The sequence below is a fragment of the Dellaglioa sp. CoH-57-MRSF-19 genome (assembly GCF_056781975.1).
The window spans coordinates 102,796-120,162 of record NZ_JBXAXW010000001.1; the positions used below are offsets into that span (position 1 = coordinate 102,796).

The 17,367-nt window shown below is 34.1% G+C and carries 14 protein-coding genes; 12 read left to right on the forward strand and 2 right to left on the reverse strand.

Features of this window, described 5'->3' with window-relative positions; genetic code table 11:
• Window positions 1–9: 9 nt before the first annotated feature.
• The 10 genes from AC1RO3_RS00515 (at window position 10) to AC1RO3_RS00560 (ending at window position 11,625) form a co-directional block, all read left to right on the forward strand.
• Window positions 10–1,173 carry a sensor histidine kinase gene (locus AC1RO3_RS00515; protein WP_481761062.1) on the forward strand — a complete coding sequence of 388 codons (1,164 nt, stop codon included), beginning with the start codon at window positions 10–12 and terminating at the stop codon, window positions 1,171–1,173.
• A 53-nt stretch (window positions 1,174–1,226) separates the two neighbouring features.
• Window positions 1,227–2,579 carry a serine hydrolase gene (locus AC1RO3_RS00520; protein ID WP_481761061.1) on the forward strand — a complete coding sequence of 451 codons (1,353 nt, stop codon included), beginning with the start codon at window positions 1,227–1,229 and terminating at the stop codon, window positions 2,577–2,579.
• A gap of 185 nt (window positions 2,580–2,764) precedes the next feature.
• On the forward strand, window positions 2,765–5,623 hold the full coding sequence (locus tag AC1RO3_RS00525; protein WP_481761060.1) for a YhgE/Pip family protein: 2,859 nt from the start codon (window positions 2,765–2,767) through the stop codon (window positions 5,621–5,623).
• Between the two features lie 174 nt (window positions 5,624–5,797).
• The gene (locus AC1RO3_RS00530) at window positions 5,798–6,034 is read left to right on the forward strand and encodes a hypothetical protein (protein ID WP_409021814.1); all 237 of its coding nucleotides are present in this window, start codon (window positions 5,798–5,800) and stop codon (window positions 6,032–6,034) included.
• A gap of 74 nt (window positions 6,035–6,108) precedes the next feature.
• The gene (locus AC1RO3_RS00535) at window positions 6,109–7,494 is read left to right on the forward strand and encodes a TrkH family potassium uptake protein (RefSeq protein WP_481761059.1); all 1,386 of its coding nucleotides are present in this window, start codon (window positions 6,109–6,111) and stop codon (window positions 7,492–7,494) included.
• Window positions 7,495–7,590: 96 nt separating this feature from the next.
• Window positions 7,591–8,370 (forward strand): AzlC family ABC transporter permease, encoded by a 780-nt coding sequence (locus tag AC1RO3_RS00540; RefSeq protein ID WP_481761058.1) that lies wholly within the window; start codon window positions 7,591–7,593, stop codon window positions 8,368–8,370.
• Between the two features lie 2 nt (window positions 8,371–8,372).
• Window positions 8,373–8,705, forward strand: coding sequence for an AzlD domain-containing protein (locus AC1RO3_RS00545; protein ID WP_409021810.1), 333 nt, complete (start codon window positions 8,373–8,375; stop codon window positions 8,703–8,705).
• Between the two features lie 121 nt (window positions 8,706–8,826).
• Window positions 8,827–9,774 (forward strand): hypothetical protein, encoded by a 948-nt coding sequence (locus tag AC1RO3_RS00550; RefSeq protein WP_481761057.1) that lies wholly within the window; start codon window positions 8,827–8,829, stop codon window positions 9,772–9,774.
• 225 nt (window positions 9,775–9,999) lie between these two features.
• The gene (locus AC1RO3_RS00555) at window positions 10,000–10,959 is read left to right on the forward strand and encodes an ABC transporter permease (RefSeq protein ID WP_481761056.1); all 960 of its coding nucleotides are present in this window, start codon (window positions 10,000–10,002) and stop codon (window positions 10,957–10,959) included.
• Window positions 10,960–11,625, forward strand: a complete 666-nt coding sequence (locus AC1RO3_RS00560) for an ABC transporter ATP-binding protein (RefSeq protein ID WP_481761055.1) — start codon at window positions 10,960–10,962, stop codon at window positions 11,623–11,625.
• A 59-nt stretch (window positions 11,626–11,684) separates the two neighbouring features.
• On the opposite strand, the gene AC1RO3_RS00565 is transcribed toward AC1RO3_RS00560, so the two are convergent.
• On the reverse strand, window positions 11,685–14,060 hold the full coding sequence (locus AC1RO3_RS00565) for a phosphoketolase family protein (protein WP_481761054.1): 2,376 nt from the start codon (window positions 14,058–14,060) through the stop codon (window positions 11,685–11,687).
• A gap of 146 nt (window positions 14,061–14,206) precedes the next feature.
• Window positions 14,207–14,929, reverse strand: a complete 723-nt coding sequence (locus AC1RO3_RS00570) for a GntR family transcriptional regulator (RefSeq protein WP_481761053.1) — start codon at window positions 14,927–14,929, stop codon at window positions 14,207–14,209.
• A gap of 172 nt (window positions 14,930–15,101) precedes the next feature.
• On the opposite strand from AC1RO3_RS00570, the gene AC1RO3_RS00575 reads away from it, so the two are divergent.
• Window positions 15,102–16,178, forward strand: coding sequence for an AI-2E family transporter (locus AC1RO3_RS00575; protein WP_481761052.1), 1,077 nt, complete (start codon window positions 15,102–15,104; stop codon window positions 16,176–16,178).
• The gene (locus AC1RO3_RS00580; RefSeq protein WP_481761051.1) at window positions 16,162–17,367 is read left to right on the forward strand and encodes a MalY/PatB family protein; all 1,206 of its coding nucleotides are present in this window, start codon (window positions 16,162–16,164) and stop codon (window positions 17,365–17,367) included. Before AC1RO3_RS00575 ends, AC1RO3_RS00580 begins: the two co-directional genes overlap by 17 nt.

Sequence of the window (17,367 nt, forward strand, 5' to 3'; positions counted from 1 at the left end):
GGGTTATTTTTGAAATTAACTGGTAGAGAAAAAAGTGAATTAATCGCGGAAGGATTCATCACGATTATTCTATTAATTTTACTGAATTTATCAATTTTTATTCTATTAAATCAGACGATTGCTTCAAACCCAGGACTTGAGAATGGTATTTTTCAAATTAAGACGGCATTAACTTTTGGGCCGAATGATTTCAATGTCTGGAGTTGGGGGAATGTTTTTGTTGCGTTCATGCTTATTGTGGACGTTGTCGTGCTCTATTGGCGACTAATTCGACGTTATCATCAAATGCAGTTACGTCATGTTATTTCAGAATTGCATTATATTGCGGACGGTCATTACGATCATCAAATTCCTTTTAAACTACAAGGTGATATGGCGCGGGTCGTTTCAAGTATTAATGCTTTGGTTCAAAGTACGATTGAATCAATGGAAGAAGAACGTCGAATTGAGAATTCAAAGGATGAGCTGATTACCAATGTTAGTCACGATATTCGAACACCATTGACATCAATTATCGGTTACTTAGGTTTAATAGAAGATAATCAATATAATTCGCAAGAAGATTTACTATCTTACACACATACAGCATTTGTGAAATCAAAGCAGATGAAGGTTTTAGTAGAAGATTTATTTGAATACACAAAAGTGCGACAGACGTCGACGCCAATTAATGCGATTAATTTTGATATGAATCAAATGTTAGAACAATTGGCAGCTAGTTTTGAACTTGAAGCTAAAAATAAAGAAATGACAATTAGTAGCAATACGAACCCTAACCCGTTAATGATGGAAGCTGATACTGAAAAATTAGGCCGTGTTTTTAATAATTTAATATCAAATGCCTTAAAATATGGGGCAGGCGGTAAACATATTTATTTAGAAGCAGAAAAAATTGGTCAGGAAGTTATCGTAAAAGTAACTAATGATGGCCCTAAAATACCTGAACAATCACTTAATCAATTATTTGATCGGTTTTACCGAGTGGAAGAATCTCGTTCACAAAAAACGGGCGGAACTGGATTAGGGCTTGCCATTGCTCAAAGTATTGTCACGCTCCACGGTGGGTACATATATGTTGTCTCAAATGAAGAGCTAACTAGTTTTGTTATTCATTTACCATTGGGTAAGAATATAAAATTAACTAGAAAGCAAGAAGAACAGTTGCAAGAATAGCTATTATTGGGTATTCTTAAATGAATAAGAGAAGTTAAGAGGGTAAAGAGAAAATGATATTTTTAAAACGTACAAAGAAATTCGTAATTGGGCTTATTTCAGGGGCAGCACTATTTACTGGGGTTTCAGCAATGGGACTTCAAGATGAGGTTAAATCTGTATCAGCTGCAACAACCAGTTCAAGCGCTATTAATTTAACAGCTAAAGCTGCTTTAGCAATTGATGCAGATACTGGACAAGTAATCTATGAAAAAAATGCTGATGCTGTTTTACCAATTGCATCAATGACAAAATTAATTTCGATTGATGTTATTTTAGATCAAATTAAAAGTGGTAAATTAACTTGGGATCAAAAAGTTAAGATTGATAACGATTCTTATAAAATTAGCCAGGATACATCATTATCAAACGTTCCGTTGAGTAAAACGAAATCATACACAGTTAAACAACTGTATGATGCTAGTTTAATTTACTCAGCAAATGGGGCTATTATGGCACTTGCTCATGAAGTATCGGGATCGCAAAAAGATTTCGTAACATTAATGCGTGCAAAGGTTAAGTCATGGGGAATTACAGATGCTAAGATTGATAACGTTTCTGGTTTAACTAATAGCGATATCAGTAAAGCTGATCGATACCCCGGTTCAGCCGCATCAGATGAAAATGAATTAACTGCCAAAGATATGGGAATTGTTGCTAAAAACTTACTTAAAAAGTACCCAGAAGTATTAAAAACAACAAGTATCAAACGTAAATATTTCGATAAAGGAACATCTGACCAAACACTAATGGAAAACTGGAACTGGATGTTACCTGGTTTAGCTAAGGCATATACAGAATTACCTGTTGATGGATTGAAGACAGGTACTTCTGACAAAGCTGGTGAATGTTTTACAGGAACTGTAAAAAAAGATGGTCATCGAATTATTACGGTCGTTTTAGGATCATCACACAAGAGTGAAACGGATGTAAGTCGTTTTACAGATACACAAAAAATAATGTCATATGTATTTGACATGTTCAACGTGGAAACAATCAAGGCTGGTACAATATTTAAAAACGCCGATAGTTTACCTGTATTTCATGGTAAAGAATTAACAACTAAAGTTATGCTTAAATCTAATCAAAAAGTTTGGTTGAAAAAAGGCGAAACAGTTAAGTCGATTATTTCAGCTAAAGTATCAGAAAATACTGATTTAGTTAAGAAAACAGGATTAGAAGCCCCAATTAAGGCTAATAGTGATATTGGAACGCTTAAATTAACTGGTAAAGATAATGCGTTATCTTATGTTGATGGCAAAAAATCACTTTCTGTTACAGGAACGAATAAAGATGCCATTGAAAAAGCTAACATTTTTGTTATTATGTGGCGTGCAATTACTAACTTCTTTGGAAATTTATTTTAAATCAATAAAATCATCTCTGATTTCTAGGGTGATTTTTTTGTCTATATGGGCAATTTAGTCGTGTAAGATTAAAAAAACATTAAAAAGAAAATAAAAATTTGTTGTTCGTGGACATTTGATGTATATTATAACGTATCGATAAAATTTTATAGTAGAAATAATTAATTTAGGGGGCACCAATTTTAATGAAAATGATTAAGAATGAATTTAAATTTGTTGGAAAGAATAGAATACTTCTAGTTTCAACAATTGTTATGATGCTTATTCCGATTCTGTATGCTGCTTTCTTCTTGAAATCAGTTTGGGATCCATATGGCAAAACAAGTGATTTACCAGTAGCAGTCGTTAATAACGATGAATCTGTTAAATATAATGGAACGACATTGGATGTTGGTGATCAACTTGTAAAAGAGTTGAAGAATAATGACCAATTGAAGTGGACATTCGTTTCTGCAAAACAAGCAAAACAAGGAATGAAAGACAACAAGTACTATACAACAATTACGTTGCCTAAAAACTTCTCTTCAAATGCTGCAACTTTAATGGATACAAATCCTAAAAAGATGAAAATCACGTACGATACTAATGCATCTCGTAACTACATTGGTGAAGTTATCAGTGAAACAGCAGCAAAACAATTAAATAGCCAAATTCGTGAATCAGTCACGAAAGCATATGCAACAGCTATTTTCGGCCAAGTTAAAACAATCGGTAAAGGCTTTAAGACAGCTGCAAGTGGTTCTAAAACATTGTCTGATGGTACAGTAACATTGAATGATGGCTTAAATAGCTACATTACTGGTGTAGGAACTGTTAATAATGGTGTTCAAACACTTTCAACTAGTGTTGTTCCATTAAAAAATGGTGTTCAAAAATTAGCAACAGGCGCTGGTTCTTTAAGTGCTGGATTATCAAAACTTAATAATAGTACAGGTACATTAGCTTCAGGTGTATCGAAACTAGATACTGGCTCAACAACATTAGCAAGTGGTGTAAAAGGTTATACTAATGGAGTTACTGAATTAAATAGTGGTTTGAGTCAATTAAGTTCAAATTCTCAAGCATTAAATGATGGAATAATTACCTTAAGAGGTGGTATTACAACAGTTCAAGCGGGTAACCAATCGTTAACTAAAAGCTTGAAGGAGTCTGCTGCAACTTTAGATACACAATTAAATAGTCCAGATTCACAAGCTGAAATGGCAAAATTAATGGCTGGATTTACAGCATTAGATTCAGGAATTTCTAAGTTGAATTCTGAATTAAATGGCACAAATGCGCCTAATATTGATGCTAAAAAATTAACAGCCGATTTAACTCAAATTGGAGCTAATACTAAACTTGTTGCCGCTAAAGCAACAGATGCTGGTTCACAATTGAGTGAATTAAATAATAGTCTTTATAGTACAACTAACGCATCCAGTGTTGCTGCACAACTTAAGGATGCGCAAAGTAATATGGGTGCTTTAGTTACCTTTGTAAAATCACCTGATTTTGCAGCTTTAGAGAAATCTAATCCAACGTTAGCAAAAAGTATTGCTGCTTCTGTTAATGGATTAGGAAGTAATCTTCAAACTGCTGGCACAAGTTTAGCAGCATCAGGTAATAATACAACAAAAATTAAAACAGATTTATCTGATATGACAACACCGTTGACTGATAACGGTGACAAATTAAAATCGATTCAAAAAGAATTAGCAGCTATTCAAGAATTACTACCTAAATTACAAGCATTAAAGGCGGGTGTTGCCGAGTTATCTGCTCAAGAACCACAAGTAACAGCAGGTGCTAAGAAAGCCATTGATAAACTAATGGCTGGATTAAATACTGTTAAAACTGGTTTAACGCAGACAGGTTCTGGCACAAAGGAAAGTCCTTATGGTGCTATCCAAGCAACAGACTTACTAAATGCTGGATTAGGTCAAATTATGGCTGGGTTAAATGGTACAGATAAAACTCCTGGCTTAATTCCAAGTGTACAAAAATACACTGCAGGTGTATTAAGTGCTAATAATGGTTCTAAAACATTAATTGGAAACAACAGTGCCTTAGTATCAGGCTCGAGTCAATTAAGTACTGGATTATCAACATTGAATGGATCAGTACCAACATTGACATCAGGAGTTAGTCAATTAGCTACTGGCTCAGGTACATTATCAAATGGTTTAGTAAGCTTGAATGAACAAGTACCAACACTTGTTGCTGGAGTTGATAAATTAGCTGCAGGGACTCAAAAATTAGATGATAACTCAGCTAAATTAGGTGATGGTTCTAAATCACTTAAAAAAGGGTCAAAAACATTAGCTACTGCTCTTAAAACAGGATCAGATACAGTTAATGGAATTAAAGCAACTAACAAGACAGCTAATATGTTTGCAGCACCTTCAGAATTGGAACATAAGAATTACAGTTATGTTCCTAACTATGGACATGCTTTAGCACCATATGTTCTTTCACTTGCATTATACGTTGGGGCAATCGTCTTTAACTTTGCATTCCCAATCCGTAAAATTTCAACTGAAGGTCAATCAGCAACAGCTTGGTTCTGGAGTAAAGTTGCTATTGGAACTGTCGTTGCCCTTGGTATGGCACTTGTTGAAGTTACAGGGATGCTTATGTTTGGATTACAAGCAGACCATATTGCTGAAACTTACTTAATTGCAACAGTATTCTCGTTAACATCGATGTATCTTGTTATGGCACTTGCTATGGCATTTGATAATCCTGGTCGATTCGTGGCCATGGTTCTCTTGATGTTACAATTAGGTGGCGCTGGTGGTACGTTCCCAATGGAAGTTACGAATAGCTTTTTTAATGCCATCCATCCATTCTTACCAATGACATACTCAACCTTAGGGTTCCGTGAGTCATTAACTTCTGGAATGGTTAGTGGACAAATTGGCATGAGCGTATTTGTTCTTGCAATCTTCGCTATCGTTTCATTAGTTCTATTATGGGTTGCTATGCAAATTCTTCAAAGAGTTGGACTTGCTGGTAAATCACAATTAGATGATAATCAAAAATTACAAGATTTAGAAAAATAGATTATTAAATAGAGTTACGCAAAATTAATTTTGCGGGCTCTATTTTTTTGATTGAATATATTTAGAATGGGTTAATTAAATTGAGGTTCTTAATCTTAGTCCTAATGGTCGTAATAATAACTAAAAAGCGGTATACTGTTACTATTAATATTTAAAACAATAGGAGGCCAAATTATGTTAAGTCATTTTGATGAAAAAAATGTTGAAGTTAACGAAAAAGGAATTCCATTTCCAGCTGATACACGTGTTAGTTTTGAAACAAATAACGAGTTCTTTACTGGTGTCGTTGAAAAACAACTAAAAAATTCGGCTATTATTAAATTCGATAAGGAATTTATTAAGAATGAAACAGCTGAAGAATTAAAACATAAAATTGTTGTTAGTTATGCAGGATTAGAATTAATTAAATAATCAGGATTAGAGATTAGCGTGCGTACTTAGCGCTAATCTCTTTTTTTAAATTAAACTAAAAGGGGGAAGTCAGAATGAATAGGTGGATCCAGAAATATCTAGATAAAGCTAGTTTGTTGGCCTCTCCCGTACAAATTGTTGTCTTTTACTATTTAGCATTGATTGTAGTAACAAGTATTTTATTATGCCTTCCGTTCTTCAAACAACCTGGTGCTAGTGTGCCATTTATTGATACAATATTCATGGCAGTCTCAACGGTTAGTGTTACAGGATTAACCACATTTCCGTTAGAGCAAGTCTATAACAATAACGGTATCATCTTACTAGAAATGCTTTTTCAAATAGGTGGTTTTGGTATAACAATGCTCTCAACGTTTATTATGGTAATTGCTGGTCGACGCATTGGGTTGCAACAACGCAGGCTAATTCAAACTGATATGAATCAACCGCATTTAAGTGGAAATGTTCGTTTAGTTTATTCAATTTTCGGCATTATGCTAGGGATTCAAGCTTTTTTTGGTGTGATATTTTCAATTTATTTATATGTACGTGATGGCTTTGAACATCTAGCTGCGTCAATTTTTGATGGCTTTTATATTGCAATATCTGCGTTAACAAATGCGGGATTTGACGTTACTGGGAAATCTATTATCCCTTATTCGAAAGATTACGTCTTTTTATTTTTAATTATGATTTTAATTTTTATAGGTGGTTTAGGATTTCCCGTTATTATTGAAATTTTAGCGTGGATCAAGGTTACGTGGTTCAAACCAGGACATAAAAAATTTAGATTTTCATTATTTACAAAATTAGCAGGTAGTTTTGCGATTGGATTTTTCTTTATTGGAACAATATTAATTTTCTTATCTGAACATAATGGTTATTTTGCACATAAGGATTTCGTTGAGAGAGTTATGACAGCTATGTTTTATAGTATTACAACGCGTAATGCCGGACTACAAATTAATCAAATTAGTGATTTTAATACGACAACCTTATTGATTTTTTCTATGTTAATGTTTATTGGTGCTAGTCCAAGTTCAGTTGGTGGTGGTGTTCGAACAACAACAATTGGGATTTTAGGATTATATTTGTTATCGTTTATTCGTGGACATAAGAATGTGAATATTTTTAATAGAAGGATTCATGAAAATGATATTCAAAAATCAGTAGTAGTTGTTAACCTATCGATATTTATGTGTTTAATCGCGGTCTTTATTTTAAGTATTACGGAGAATCATTCGTTGATTTCGCTGATTGTAGAAGTAACTTCTGCTTTTGGAACGACGGGATTATCAACGGGAATTACCAGTTCATTAAGCATTATCGGTAAAATGGTCATTATTATTTTGATGTTTGTTGGACGCGTAGGGATGTTATACATGTTAATATTCTTTGTTTCGAAAAAAGAACGGGATGAAAAGTATCGTTTTCCATCAGAACAGATCATTATTGGATAACTTTTTGATTAGAGTTACTAAATAATGAGTATTAAGAAACAGATGTATGCTATAATTTATATCGTTAAACCAACTTTATATTATTGGAGGACTATCGTGAAAGAAACAGAGAAACGCTGGCTCACAGTTCTTAAAATTGCGATGCCGCTTTGCCTGAGTTACGTCCCAATTGGACTCGCATGTGGTATTTTGTTGCATGCAGCAGGCTTCAATACGATATTAGCAGGATTAGTTTCCATACTTGTCTTTTCAGGTGGTGCACAGTTTTTAATTGCATCAATGTTGACGATTCAGTCGCCAATTCTTTCAATTGTTACTATGCTATTTTTCTTAGAATTACGGTATGCGTTATTAGGTGCTAGTTTGTCACAGTACATTCGAGGAACTAGTCGTAAGTTTTTATACATATTTGCGGCATCACTAAACGATGAAAATTACGCAGTAAACTATTTAAAATTTGCAACAGATAAAGAATGGAAACCAAAAGATGCCTTGATGGTTGAACATTATTCATTATTATTTTGGACGATGAGTAATATTGCAGGTAGTTTAATTGGTGCTGGGTTAAAAATTAATTTAAGCATTGTTGAATTTGCATTAACTTCATTATTTATTTACATGATAGTCATGCAACTTAAAAATTATCTCACAATTATTATTAGTATTCTTTCAGGTATTTTAGCAATTATTTTCATGTCATTGTTCCAAAGTACGATGGGATTAGTTGTAGCAACTTTACTAGCTTCCTTTGTTGGATTTATTATTGAACATGAAATTGTTAGAAAAGGTAAACGAAATAAATTATTAAATACGATTAAACCAAAAGCAAGTCGACATACAATAAGTAGAAAGTCTAAAGTTTCTGAGGAAAGTTAACTATGGAAATGACAACAATGGATCATTTTTTATTAATTATTTTATCTGCAATTGTTGCATATTTACCGCGATTTATTCCATTACGAATTTTTTCATCTCGAGAAATCCCAGAATGGTTTAATGAATGGATGAAGTATGTACCCGTTGCGTTATTTTCAGCATTAGTTTTTAAAGACCTTTTTATTGATTCAAGTTTTCAATTTGTGGGCGTAGATAACGTCACAAAATTAATAGCGGCTGTGGTTGTATTCGCAATCGCATATCGTACGAGATCAATGGGATTATCTGTTGTACTTGGACTTTGCGCTATTATGCTGTTGTCACTTATATTATAAATTAAGTAAATAAGAATTTAGTTTCTCTCAGGGACTAAATTCTTATTTTGAATAACGGTTGAAGGATGTTCCATGATATAATAACAGCGATATAAATATAGGGATAAGAGGTGTGGTTAAAATGAAAAAATGGGTATGGGGATTAGTTGCAGTTGTTATAGTAGGTATGTTTGGTGGCTACGGTTTAACGAAACATGCAGAAGCAAATAAAAATTATAATACAGCCATGAAGAACGGTAAAACTGCGATTCAAGATGCAGAATATACTGAGGCAGAAAATTATTTTGATGTCGCTTTAAAAAAGAAATCAAATGATGCGACTGCACAAGCTTACAAGACACAGGTGACACATTACAAGGCAGTAATTAACAAAACTGAAGATCGTCAGTATAGTAAAGCAAAGGATGCAATTAGCATCGTGCTAGCGGATCATGATGGATCAGCAGTCATTAAAAAACGAGCAACAAATTTGAAAAAAGAATTAACAACGGTTCTTGAAAAACGTGCGCTATTCATAAAAACATATAATGAAGCAATGAATTTAAATACAGAATATAGCTACACAGCATCAAACGATAAATTAACTGAAATCTTAAAAGATAGTAGTATTGATAAAAATTATTACTCAGATTTAAAGAAAAAAGCAACAGACTTACAACAAAAAAATGATAAGAATTTGGCAACGATTGGCTACCCAACAAGTAGTTCTTCAAGCAGTTCTTCAAGTAGTTCGAAAAGTTCAACACCATCATCTAAAAGTAGTGGTTATGGGTCGGAGTATAGTATACCAGAAATAAAAAACAATTCGTCAGCTACGTTGACGTCAGAAGAACAAGCCGCTGCATCATCGTATTCAGGTTCGAATGAATATACAACAAGTTCATCTAACATAGTAGATGGTAACGGTAAAGCAATTACAGCATCACGTATTAAGGCAGCACGAGACTCAATTAAATTTGCTGGTGTTAACCCTAACTCATTTAGTGATTCAGATGTTGTAAAAATTATTAAACAGGCTGTTAAAGAAACAACAAGTGTTAAAGCTATTGCAGCGCGAGATTACAAATAAATTAGTATTTTAAGAGTGTGATTCTAAATTTTAGGATTATGCTTTTTTCTTAACCTCCACTGAAAACGTTTACTTTTAATTTGGTGCAAAGTTATTATATAGTAGAAATAAGGGGGAATATGACATGTACTTAGCTGTTAAAGAGATTAAATATAATAAACTTCGGTATGGTCTGATTATTTTCACCATCTTTTTAGTTTCATATCTCATTTTTTTTTAACGGGATTGGCTTTTGGGCTTGCGAACAATAATCGGTCTTCAATTGATAATTGGGATGCGGATAACATTGTTATCAGTCAGTATGCGAATAATAATTTGGCATCTTCCGAGATACAAAAAGACTCACTTCCTAAGATTTCAGGGTCAAAATCAGACTACGCTTATTTAGGTCAAATGATGGGCGTTGCTAGTCGGAAAAACGAACCAAAAGCTAATATTAGTGTTTTTGGAGTTCAATTTAATCAATTTTTGAAGCCTAAATTAGTTCAAGGCAGAATGCCGCAGAAAGTTAACGAAGTAGTTGTTGATAATGGATTAGATGCCACTAAATTAGGCCAAAAAATAAAAATTAATAATGCGAAACAAGAATATAAAGTAGTGGGGATAACGACGGGTAATAAATACACAACAGCACCAGTTGTCTATTTACAATTAGCTGACTATCAAACGTTACGTTATGGCCCGGACAATCCGACTGAAAAAATTAATGCAGTTGTTTTAAAAAATTCAGCTAAAATTAAAAAAGATCAACAATTAGCGACATTAACAATGGACAAGGTGATTAACAACATACCGGGATATGGTCCAGAAGTGAAGACCTTTACGTTAATGATTGGCGCCTTATTTGTCATTATTGCGTTTATCGTAGGTATCTTTATGTATATTTTAACCATTGAAAAAACAGCCGTTTATGGCGTGTTACGTGCACAAGGAGTTTCTAGTGGGACTTTGGTTAAAAGCTTAATTTGGGAGTCGTCATTACTAGGTTTACTAGGAATTGGATTGGGTATTATTGCAGATGTGGCAACAGCGCTATCGTTACCAGCTGCCGTCCCATTTTTAAATAATGTCTTCTTAGTCGTAGGATTTTCGGTTATCTTATTATTGATGATCATTCTAGGATCACTATTCTCCATTTTTAAAATATTACGTGTTGATCCACTTGATGCAATTGGAGGTGTCTAAATGAGTTTAATGCAATTATCTGATGTTTCTAAAACATTTGGAAAAGGTGATAATAAAAAGTTGGCTCTTGATAATATTGATTTAGTTGTTGAGAAAGGGACGTTTATTGGCTTGACAGGTCCATCAGGATCTGGAAAAACAACGTTGCTGACCATTATGGGTGGATTACAAGGATTAACCGATGGAACAATTTATTTTAAAGATCAAGAGATCGGACAATTAAGCGAAAAAGAGCGAACTAGGTTACGATTTAATGAATTTGGGTTTATTTTACAAGGGTCTAATTTAGTCCCATTTTTAACCGTTTTAGAACAATTTGAATTAGTCAATAAAATGAAAACTAAAAAAGAAAGTCGTAATCCCGAAATGATGTTACGTGACTTAGGTGTATGGGACCAAAGAAATCAATATCCTGCTAGTCTTTCAGGTGGTCAAAGACAACGCGTTGCAATCGCTAGAGCATTATTTGGGCAACCGGAGCTCATCTTTGCTGATGAGCCAACGGCAAGCTTAGATAGCAAAAGAGCGAAGCAAGTTGCAGCCCAGCTAGCCGATATTACTAAAAAGACGGGACAAACGATTATTATGGTTTCACATGATGAAGATGTCTTGGCATATACAGACCAAACATTTTTTATGCGAGATGGACAGCTCACAAAAGAATGATTTTTAATGATAACGAAAAGAGAACCGCAATTGCGGTTCTCTTTTCGTTTAAAGTTTTACTATTTTAGTGGAGTCCATTTCCAGTTATTAACTTCTGGAAGATCATCACCATTTTCACGGATGTATGATTCATGTTTAGCAACCATAGCTTCCATTTCTTTAACAAATTTATCGCCTGCAGCGCCTAAGTTGCCAGCTTGTAAGACAGCATCTTTAGCAAGGTTGTAACGATCCATTTGGTTCAAGACACGCATATCGAATGGTGTAGTGATATCACCATTTTCACGGTAACCATGGATTGAAACATTGTGGTTATGACGATCATAGAAGATGTCACGAACCATAGCTTCGAAACCATGGAATGCGAATACGACTGGTTTATCAGTTGTAAAGTAACCGTCAAATTCTTCATCAGAGAAACCACGAGGGTCAATCTTAGGATGACGTAATTTTAAGATATCTACAATATTGATGAAACGAATCTTCAATTCTGGGAATGCTGAGTTTAAAAGACTAACAGCAGCTAAAGCTTCTAAGTTAGGTTCTGAACCAGCAGCAGCAATAACAAGATCAGCATCATCGCCCTTAGCAGTACTTGCCCAATCGATAACTTTCAAACCATTGTCAACAAGTTCTTGAGCTTCATCAGCTGAGTAGAATTGAGGACGTGGTTGTTTACTTGAAACGATTAAGTTAATAAGTTCTTCACTTTGAAGAGTCTTATTCATAACAGCTAATAAACTGTTAGAATCAGCAGGTGTATATTCACGGATAAATTCAGGTTTCTTATCAGCTAAATGACCAAGCATACCTGGATCTTGATGAGTATAACCATTGTGATCTTGTTGGAATACAGTTGATGTTGCAATAACATTCAATGATGGGTATTGTTTACGCCATGTTTGTTCTTTGGCTTTACGTAACCACTTGAAATGTTGTGTCAACATTGAATCAACGACACGTAAGAATGATTCATAACTAGCGAAGAAACCATGACGTCCAGTTAAGACATAACCTTCCATCCAACCTTCAGCTTGATGTTCTGATAATTGTGAATCAAGAACACGGCCTACAGGACTTTGCCATTCGTCGTTACCTTCTTTGATTGGTTCTAACCATTGACGGTTAGTAGCTTCAAAGATAGCATTCAAACGGTTTGATTTTGTTTCATCTGGTCCGAAGATACGGAAGTTTTTAGGGTTTTCTTCAATAATATCACGAGCGAAGTCACCGAAAATAATCATATCTTGTGCTGTAACAGCACCTGGAGTTGATGTATCAACAGCATTTTTCTTCCAATCAGGCATAACTAATTTTTGAGGATTAATACCACCGTTAGTAATAGGGTTCATTGCCATACGTTGGTTGCCTTTAGGTGCCATTTCTTTTAGTTCAGGAATTAATTGACCGTCTTTTGTAAATAATTCTTCTGGACGGTATGATTTCATCCATTTAACAAGAGCATCAACATGTTCCATGTGACGTTGGTCTACAGGAATTGGAACTTGATGAGCACGGAATGAGCCTTCGATTGGTTCGTTGTTCCAGACTTCTGGACCAGTCCAGCCTTTTGGTGTACGAACAATCATAACAGGCCATTTAGGCATTGTTGCTTCTTCAGCTGGGTGTTTGCGAGCTTCAGTTTGGATTGCTTTAATTTTTTCGATAGCAAGATCCATTTTTTTAGCCATTTCAGGATGGATGATCTCAGGATCAGTTCCTTCAACGAAAATTGGATCCCAACCCATACCTTCAAAGTATTTTGTTAAATCTGCATCAGATTTACGTGATAAAATTGTAGGATTTGAGATTTTGAAACCATTCATATCAAGGATTGGTAATACAGCACCATCATTAACTGGGTTAATGAAGACATTTGAGAACCAACTTGCTGCTAATGGTCCAGTTTCTGATTCACCATCACCAATTACTGTAGCAGCAATTACGTCAGGGTTATCAAGAATAGCACCAGCGGCATGAGATAATGAATAACCTAATTCGCCACCTTCATGGATTGATCCTGGTGTTTCAGGAGCAGCATGAGAAGCGACACCACCTGGGAATGAAAATTGTTTGAACAATTTTTGCATACCAGTTAAGTCTTCAGTGATTGTTGGGTAGATTTCTGTATAACTACCATCAAGGTAAGCATTAGAAACCATAACTTGGCCACCATGACCAGGTCCTTCAATATAGAACATGTTTAAGTTATATTTATTAATTGCACGGTTTAAATGAGCGTAAATAAAGTTTTGGCCTGAGATTGTTCCCCAATGACCAATAGGGTTAACTTTGATGTCTTCAGGTACGACTTCAGTTTGTAATAATGGATTTTGTTTTAAATAAAGTTGTCCAACTGAAAGGTAGTTTGCTGCACGCCACCAAGCATCAACTTTATCTAAATATGATTTAGATGAAAAATCAGTTTCTGTCATAGTTACACACTCCTATATGTTTTATTTGCTAAAGTTATAGCGCTTTCTATATGTTCATAATAACAAACATTAAATAAAAGTCAATCATTTAATTCATTGGAACGTACCAATTATTTTAAAAAGTAAATAAAAAGCCGTTAAATAGCCTATTTAACGGCCATGAAAGTATTAAATTTAGAAAATTTATAATGAAATCTCATACTTGAATATTCAAATGGGGTACCATTATCTAAGAAGAAAATACCATCCATTATACTAACTGGTTCAGTTGGTTTTAAATTTAAAAGTTTTTGATCATTTTCGTCTGATGGTTCAGCGTAGATTGAAAGCGACGATTTAGTAACTGATTGATTCTGAATATCCTCCAAATAATTAAAAATTGATCCTTTAACAATTGTTTGAGATAAATTAGGAACAATCTTAATTGGAATATAGCCTGTTTCAATCATAAAAGGCGTTTTTTCAAATAAACGTAAGCGAACAATCTTGTAGACAAAATCATCTGTGTCTAAGAAAAGATTGCGTTGTAAATCTTCTGAGGGCGCAATAACTTCAAAACTTAGTACTTTAACTTTAGGGCTTTTACCATTCATTTCAAATCCGTCTGTAACACCTAAGTTAGAGCCTTCATAATTAAAAACGGTTTTATTTTTTAAATATAAGGGATTAATGAAGGTGCCGGAACCGCGTTTTTTAAAAATAATACCGTCGTTAGCCATTTGGCTAAGAGCTCGTTTTACTGAACTACGACTAATTTTATAAGTTTCACTCAAACTACGTTCATCAGGGAGTTTCATGTCGGGAAATTCATCTGCAGCGATTCTTTTTTTAAGTTTACTAATCAGTTGTTTGTAAATTAATTCAGCCATACAAGAGTACTCCTTTCGTAGAGTCAATCTTCATAGTTAACCATAAGTTTTAATAGACGACAAGTCGTCAACTTTCCGGAGAGATAATTATTTTAGAACAAAAAGGTAAGAATTACAGACATTTTAGTAAATATTTTGTACAATGAAGACTATAGTTAAAGGAGTGTGTCTATTGGAAATTTGGCAAAGTTTTATTGAAAATATTAAGTTACGTAGATTTGTTGTACTTTGTGTAATTATGGGTGTTATTTTTCTTGCGAAAGATGTCATTAGCATTGTTCTATTAACTTTTATATTTACATATTTAGTAGTCCGATTGATAAATGTTATTCAAAGACATTCATCAATTAATAGTCGAATAATTGTTATAGGAGTATATCTGGCAATTATCGCGCTGCTTTATTTGGCAGTTACTAAGTATTTTCCTATTTTAGTTTCGCAAACAGTTTCAATGGCACATTATGTGATTAATTTTTATCGTCATCCAGGTAAAGATACAAATCTTGTGATGGAATGGGTACTTAAATCTATTGGTAAATCTCAAATTGTGCCACAATTAAAAAGTAGTTTTACGCTTGTATTTCAATATATAACGAGCATTGGTTTTATGGCAGCAACATTTTTATTATCGCTTATTTTAAGCTTCTTTTATACGATTGAAAAAGATCAGATGACACATTTCTCAAAAAACTTTTTATCAAGTGATTTTGGTTGGTTTTTCCAGGATATTTACTTCTTTGGTGAAAAATTTGTTAAATCATTTGGTGTCGTTATTGAAGCACAATTCTTTATCGCAACTGTTAATACAGTTATTACTGTGATTGGGTTGTACTTCATGCATATGCCACAGCTCTTGCCTTTAGGAATATTAATTTTCTTATTAAGTTTAATTCCAGTCGCAGGGGTATTAATTTCATGTATTCCATTAAGTTTAGTTGGTTATTCGGTTGGTGGCGTACGTGATGTGGTTTACATCTTAATTATGTTAATGGTCGTTCATTTATTAGAATCATATGTATTAAATCCTAAATTTATGTCAAGTCGGACAGAACTACCTATATTCTTTACATTTGTAATCTTGTTAGTCAGTGAAGAATTATTTGGAACGTGGGGCTTGATTGTCGGAATTCCCATTTTCACATTCTTCTTGGATATCTTGGGTGTGAAGTCAATTCCTGGATCTAAAGGACGGATTGGTAAAATTAAAGGAATAAGGAAGGATAGTCAAACTGATGGTAAAGAAAAATAAATTTTTAGCTGATTTTAGAGTGAATAGAAAAAATACAAATTCAGTTAAATGGGATAGTTTAAAAGAGCAATATGGCGATGATAAATTATTGCCACTGTGGGTTGCAGATATGGATTTTAAAGCACCTAAAGCCGTAACTGATGCTTTAATAGCACGGGTACAACATGGTGTTTTTGGTTATTCAACAATTCCTGATTCATATTATGATGCCTTTTTTGATTGGCAACAATCTCGCTATGGGATTGAACTGCATAAGGAATGGATGAGATTTGGAACAGGGGTTGTAAATTCATTATATCAATTAGTCGATTTAATGACGGAACCAGGTGATAGCGTCTTAGTTCAAACACCAGTATATTACCCTTTTTATAGTGCAATTGAAGATAATAACAGACGTATCGTACGAACACCTTTGAAACATGAAAATAATCAATATGAAATGGATTTTGAAGCAATTGAACGAGATATGAAAGCTAATCACGTTAAATTACTTATTCATTGTTCACCGCATAATCCAGTTGGTCGCGTCTGGACTGAAGCTGAACTGACACAACTCTTTGAAATTTGTCGTGAAAATAAAGTGATGGTAATTTCGGATGAAATTCATCAAGATTTAATTGTGGGAAAAAAACCATTTGTATCAGCTTTATCAATAGACGAAGGTCGTTATCGAGATAATATGGTTGTCGTTAATGCTCCCTCAAAAACATTTAATTTAGCTGCTTTACAAAACTCGCATATCATTATTCCAAACGCGCAATTACGAGCTAAGTACGATAAAATGGTACAGCGTTTGAACAAACCTGAGGGTAGTTTAATGGGATGTGTTGCTGGAGAGGCGGCTTATCGTTCAGGAGCAGTTTGGTTAGATGAAATTCTGAGTATCGTAAGGACCAATTATTTAGAAGTCAGCCACCAATTAGTCAATAAATTTCCAGAAATTAAAATTAGTGAACTAGAAGGCACATACTTGATGTGGATTGACCTTTCAGCATATGTAAATCCCAGTCGGATGAAAGAATTTATTCAGAATGAGTGTGGCTTAGCTATTGATTATGGACAATGGTTTAGTGAAGAAACGCCAGGCTTTATTCGAATGAATTTGGCAACTGATTTAGGAACGGTTCAAACAGCTGTTGATCAGTTGTTAAAGGGACTCAAAAGTGCAAAGCTAAATCGCTTAAATTAG

Excerpts from the sequence above, each read along its gene's own strand:
- AC1RO3_RS00520 (WP_481761061.1), top strand. The coding sequence starts at position 1,227 with ATGATATTTTTAAAACGTACAAAGAAATTCGTAATTGGGCTTATTTCA.
- AC1RO3_RS00525 (WP_481761060.1), top strand. The coding sequence starts at position 2,765 with ATGAAAATGATTAAGAATGAATTTAAATTTGTTGGAAAGAATAGAATA.
- AC1RO3_RS00530 (WP_409021814.1), top strand. The coding sequence starts at position 5,798 with ATGTTAAGTCATTTTGATGAAAAAAATGTTGAAGTTAACGAAAAAGGA.
- AC1RO3_RS00535 (WP_481761059.1), top strand. The coding sequence starts at position 6,109 with ATGAATAGGTGGATCCAGAAATATCTAGATAAAGCTAGTTTGTTGGCC.
- AC1RO3_RS00545 (WP_409021810.1), top strand. The coding sequence starts at position 8,373 with ATGGAAATGACAACAATGGATCATTTTTTATTAATTATTTTATCTGCA.
- AC1RO3_RS00550 (WP_481761057.1), top strand. The coding sequence starts at position 8,827 with ATGAAAAAATGGGTATGGGGATTAGTTGCAGTTGTTATAGTAGGTATG.
- AC1RO3_RS00560 (WP_481761055.1), top strand. The coding sequence starts at position 10,960 with ATGAGTTTAATGCAATTATCTGATGTTTCTAAAACATTTGGAAAAGGT.
- AC1RO3_RS00565 (WP_481761054.1), bottom strand. The coding sequence starts at position 14,060 with ATGACAGAAACTGATTTTTCATCTAAATCATATTTAGATAAAGTTGAT.
- AC1RO3_RS00570 (WP_481761053.1), bottom strand. The coding sequence starts at position 14,929 with ATGGCTGAATTAATTTACAAACAACTGATTAGTAAACTTAAAAAAAGA.
- AC1RO3_RS00580 (WP_481761051.1), top strand. The coding sequence starts at position 16,162 with ATGGTAAAGAAAAATAAATTTTTAGCTGATTTTAGAGTGAATAGAAAA.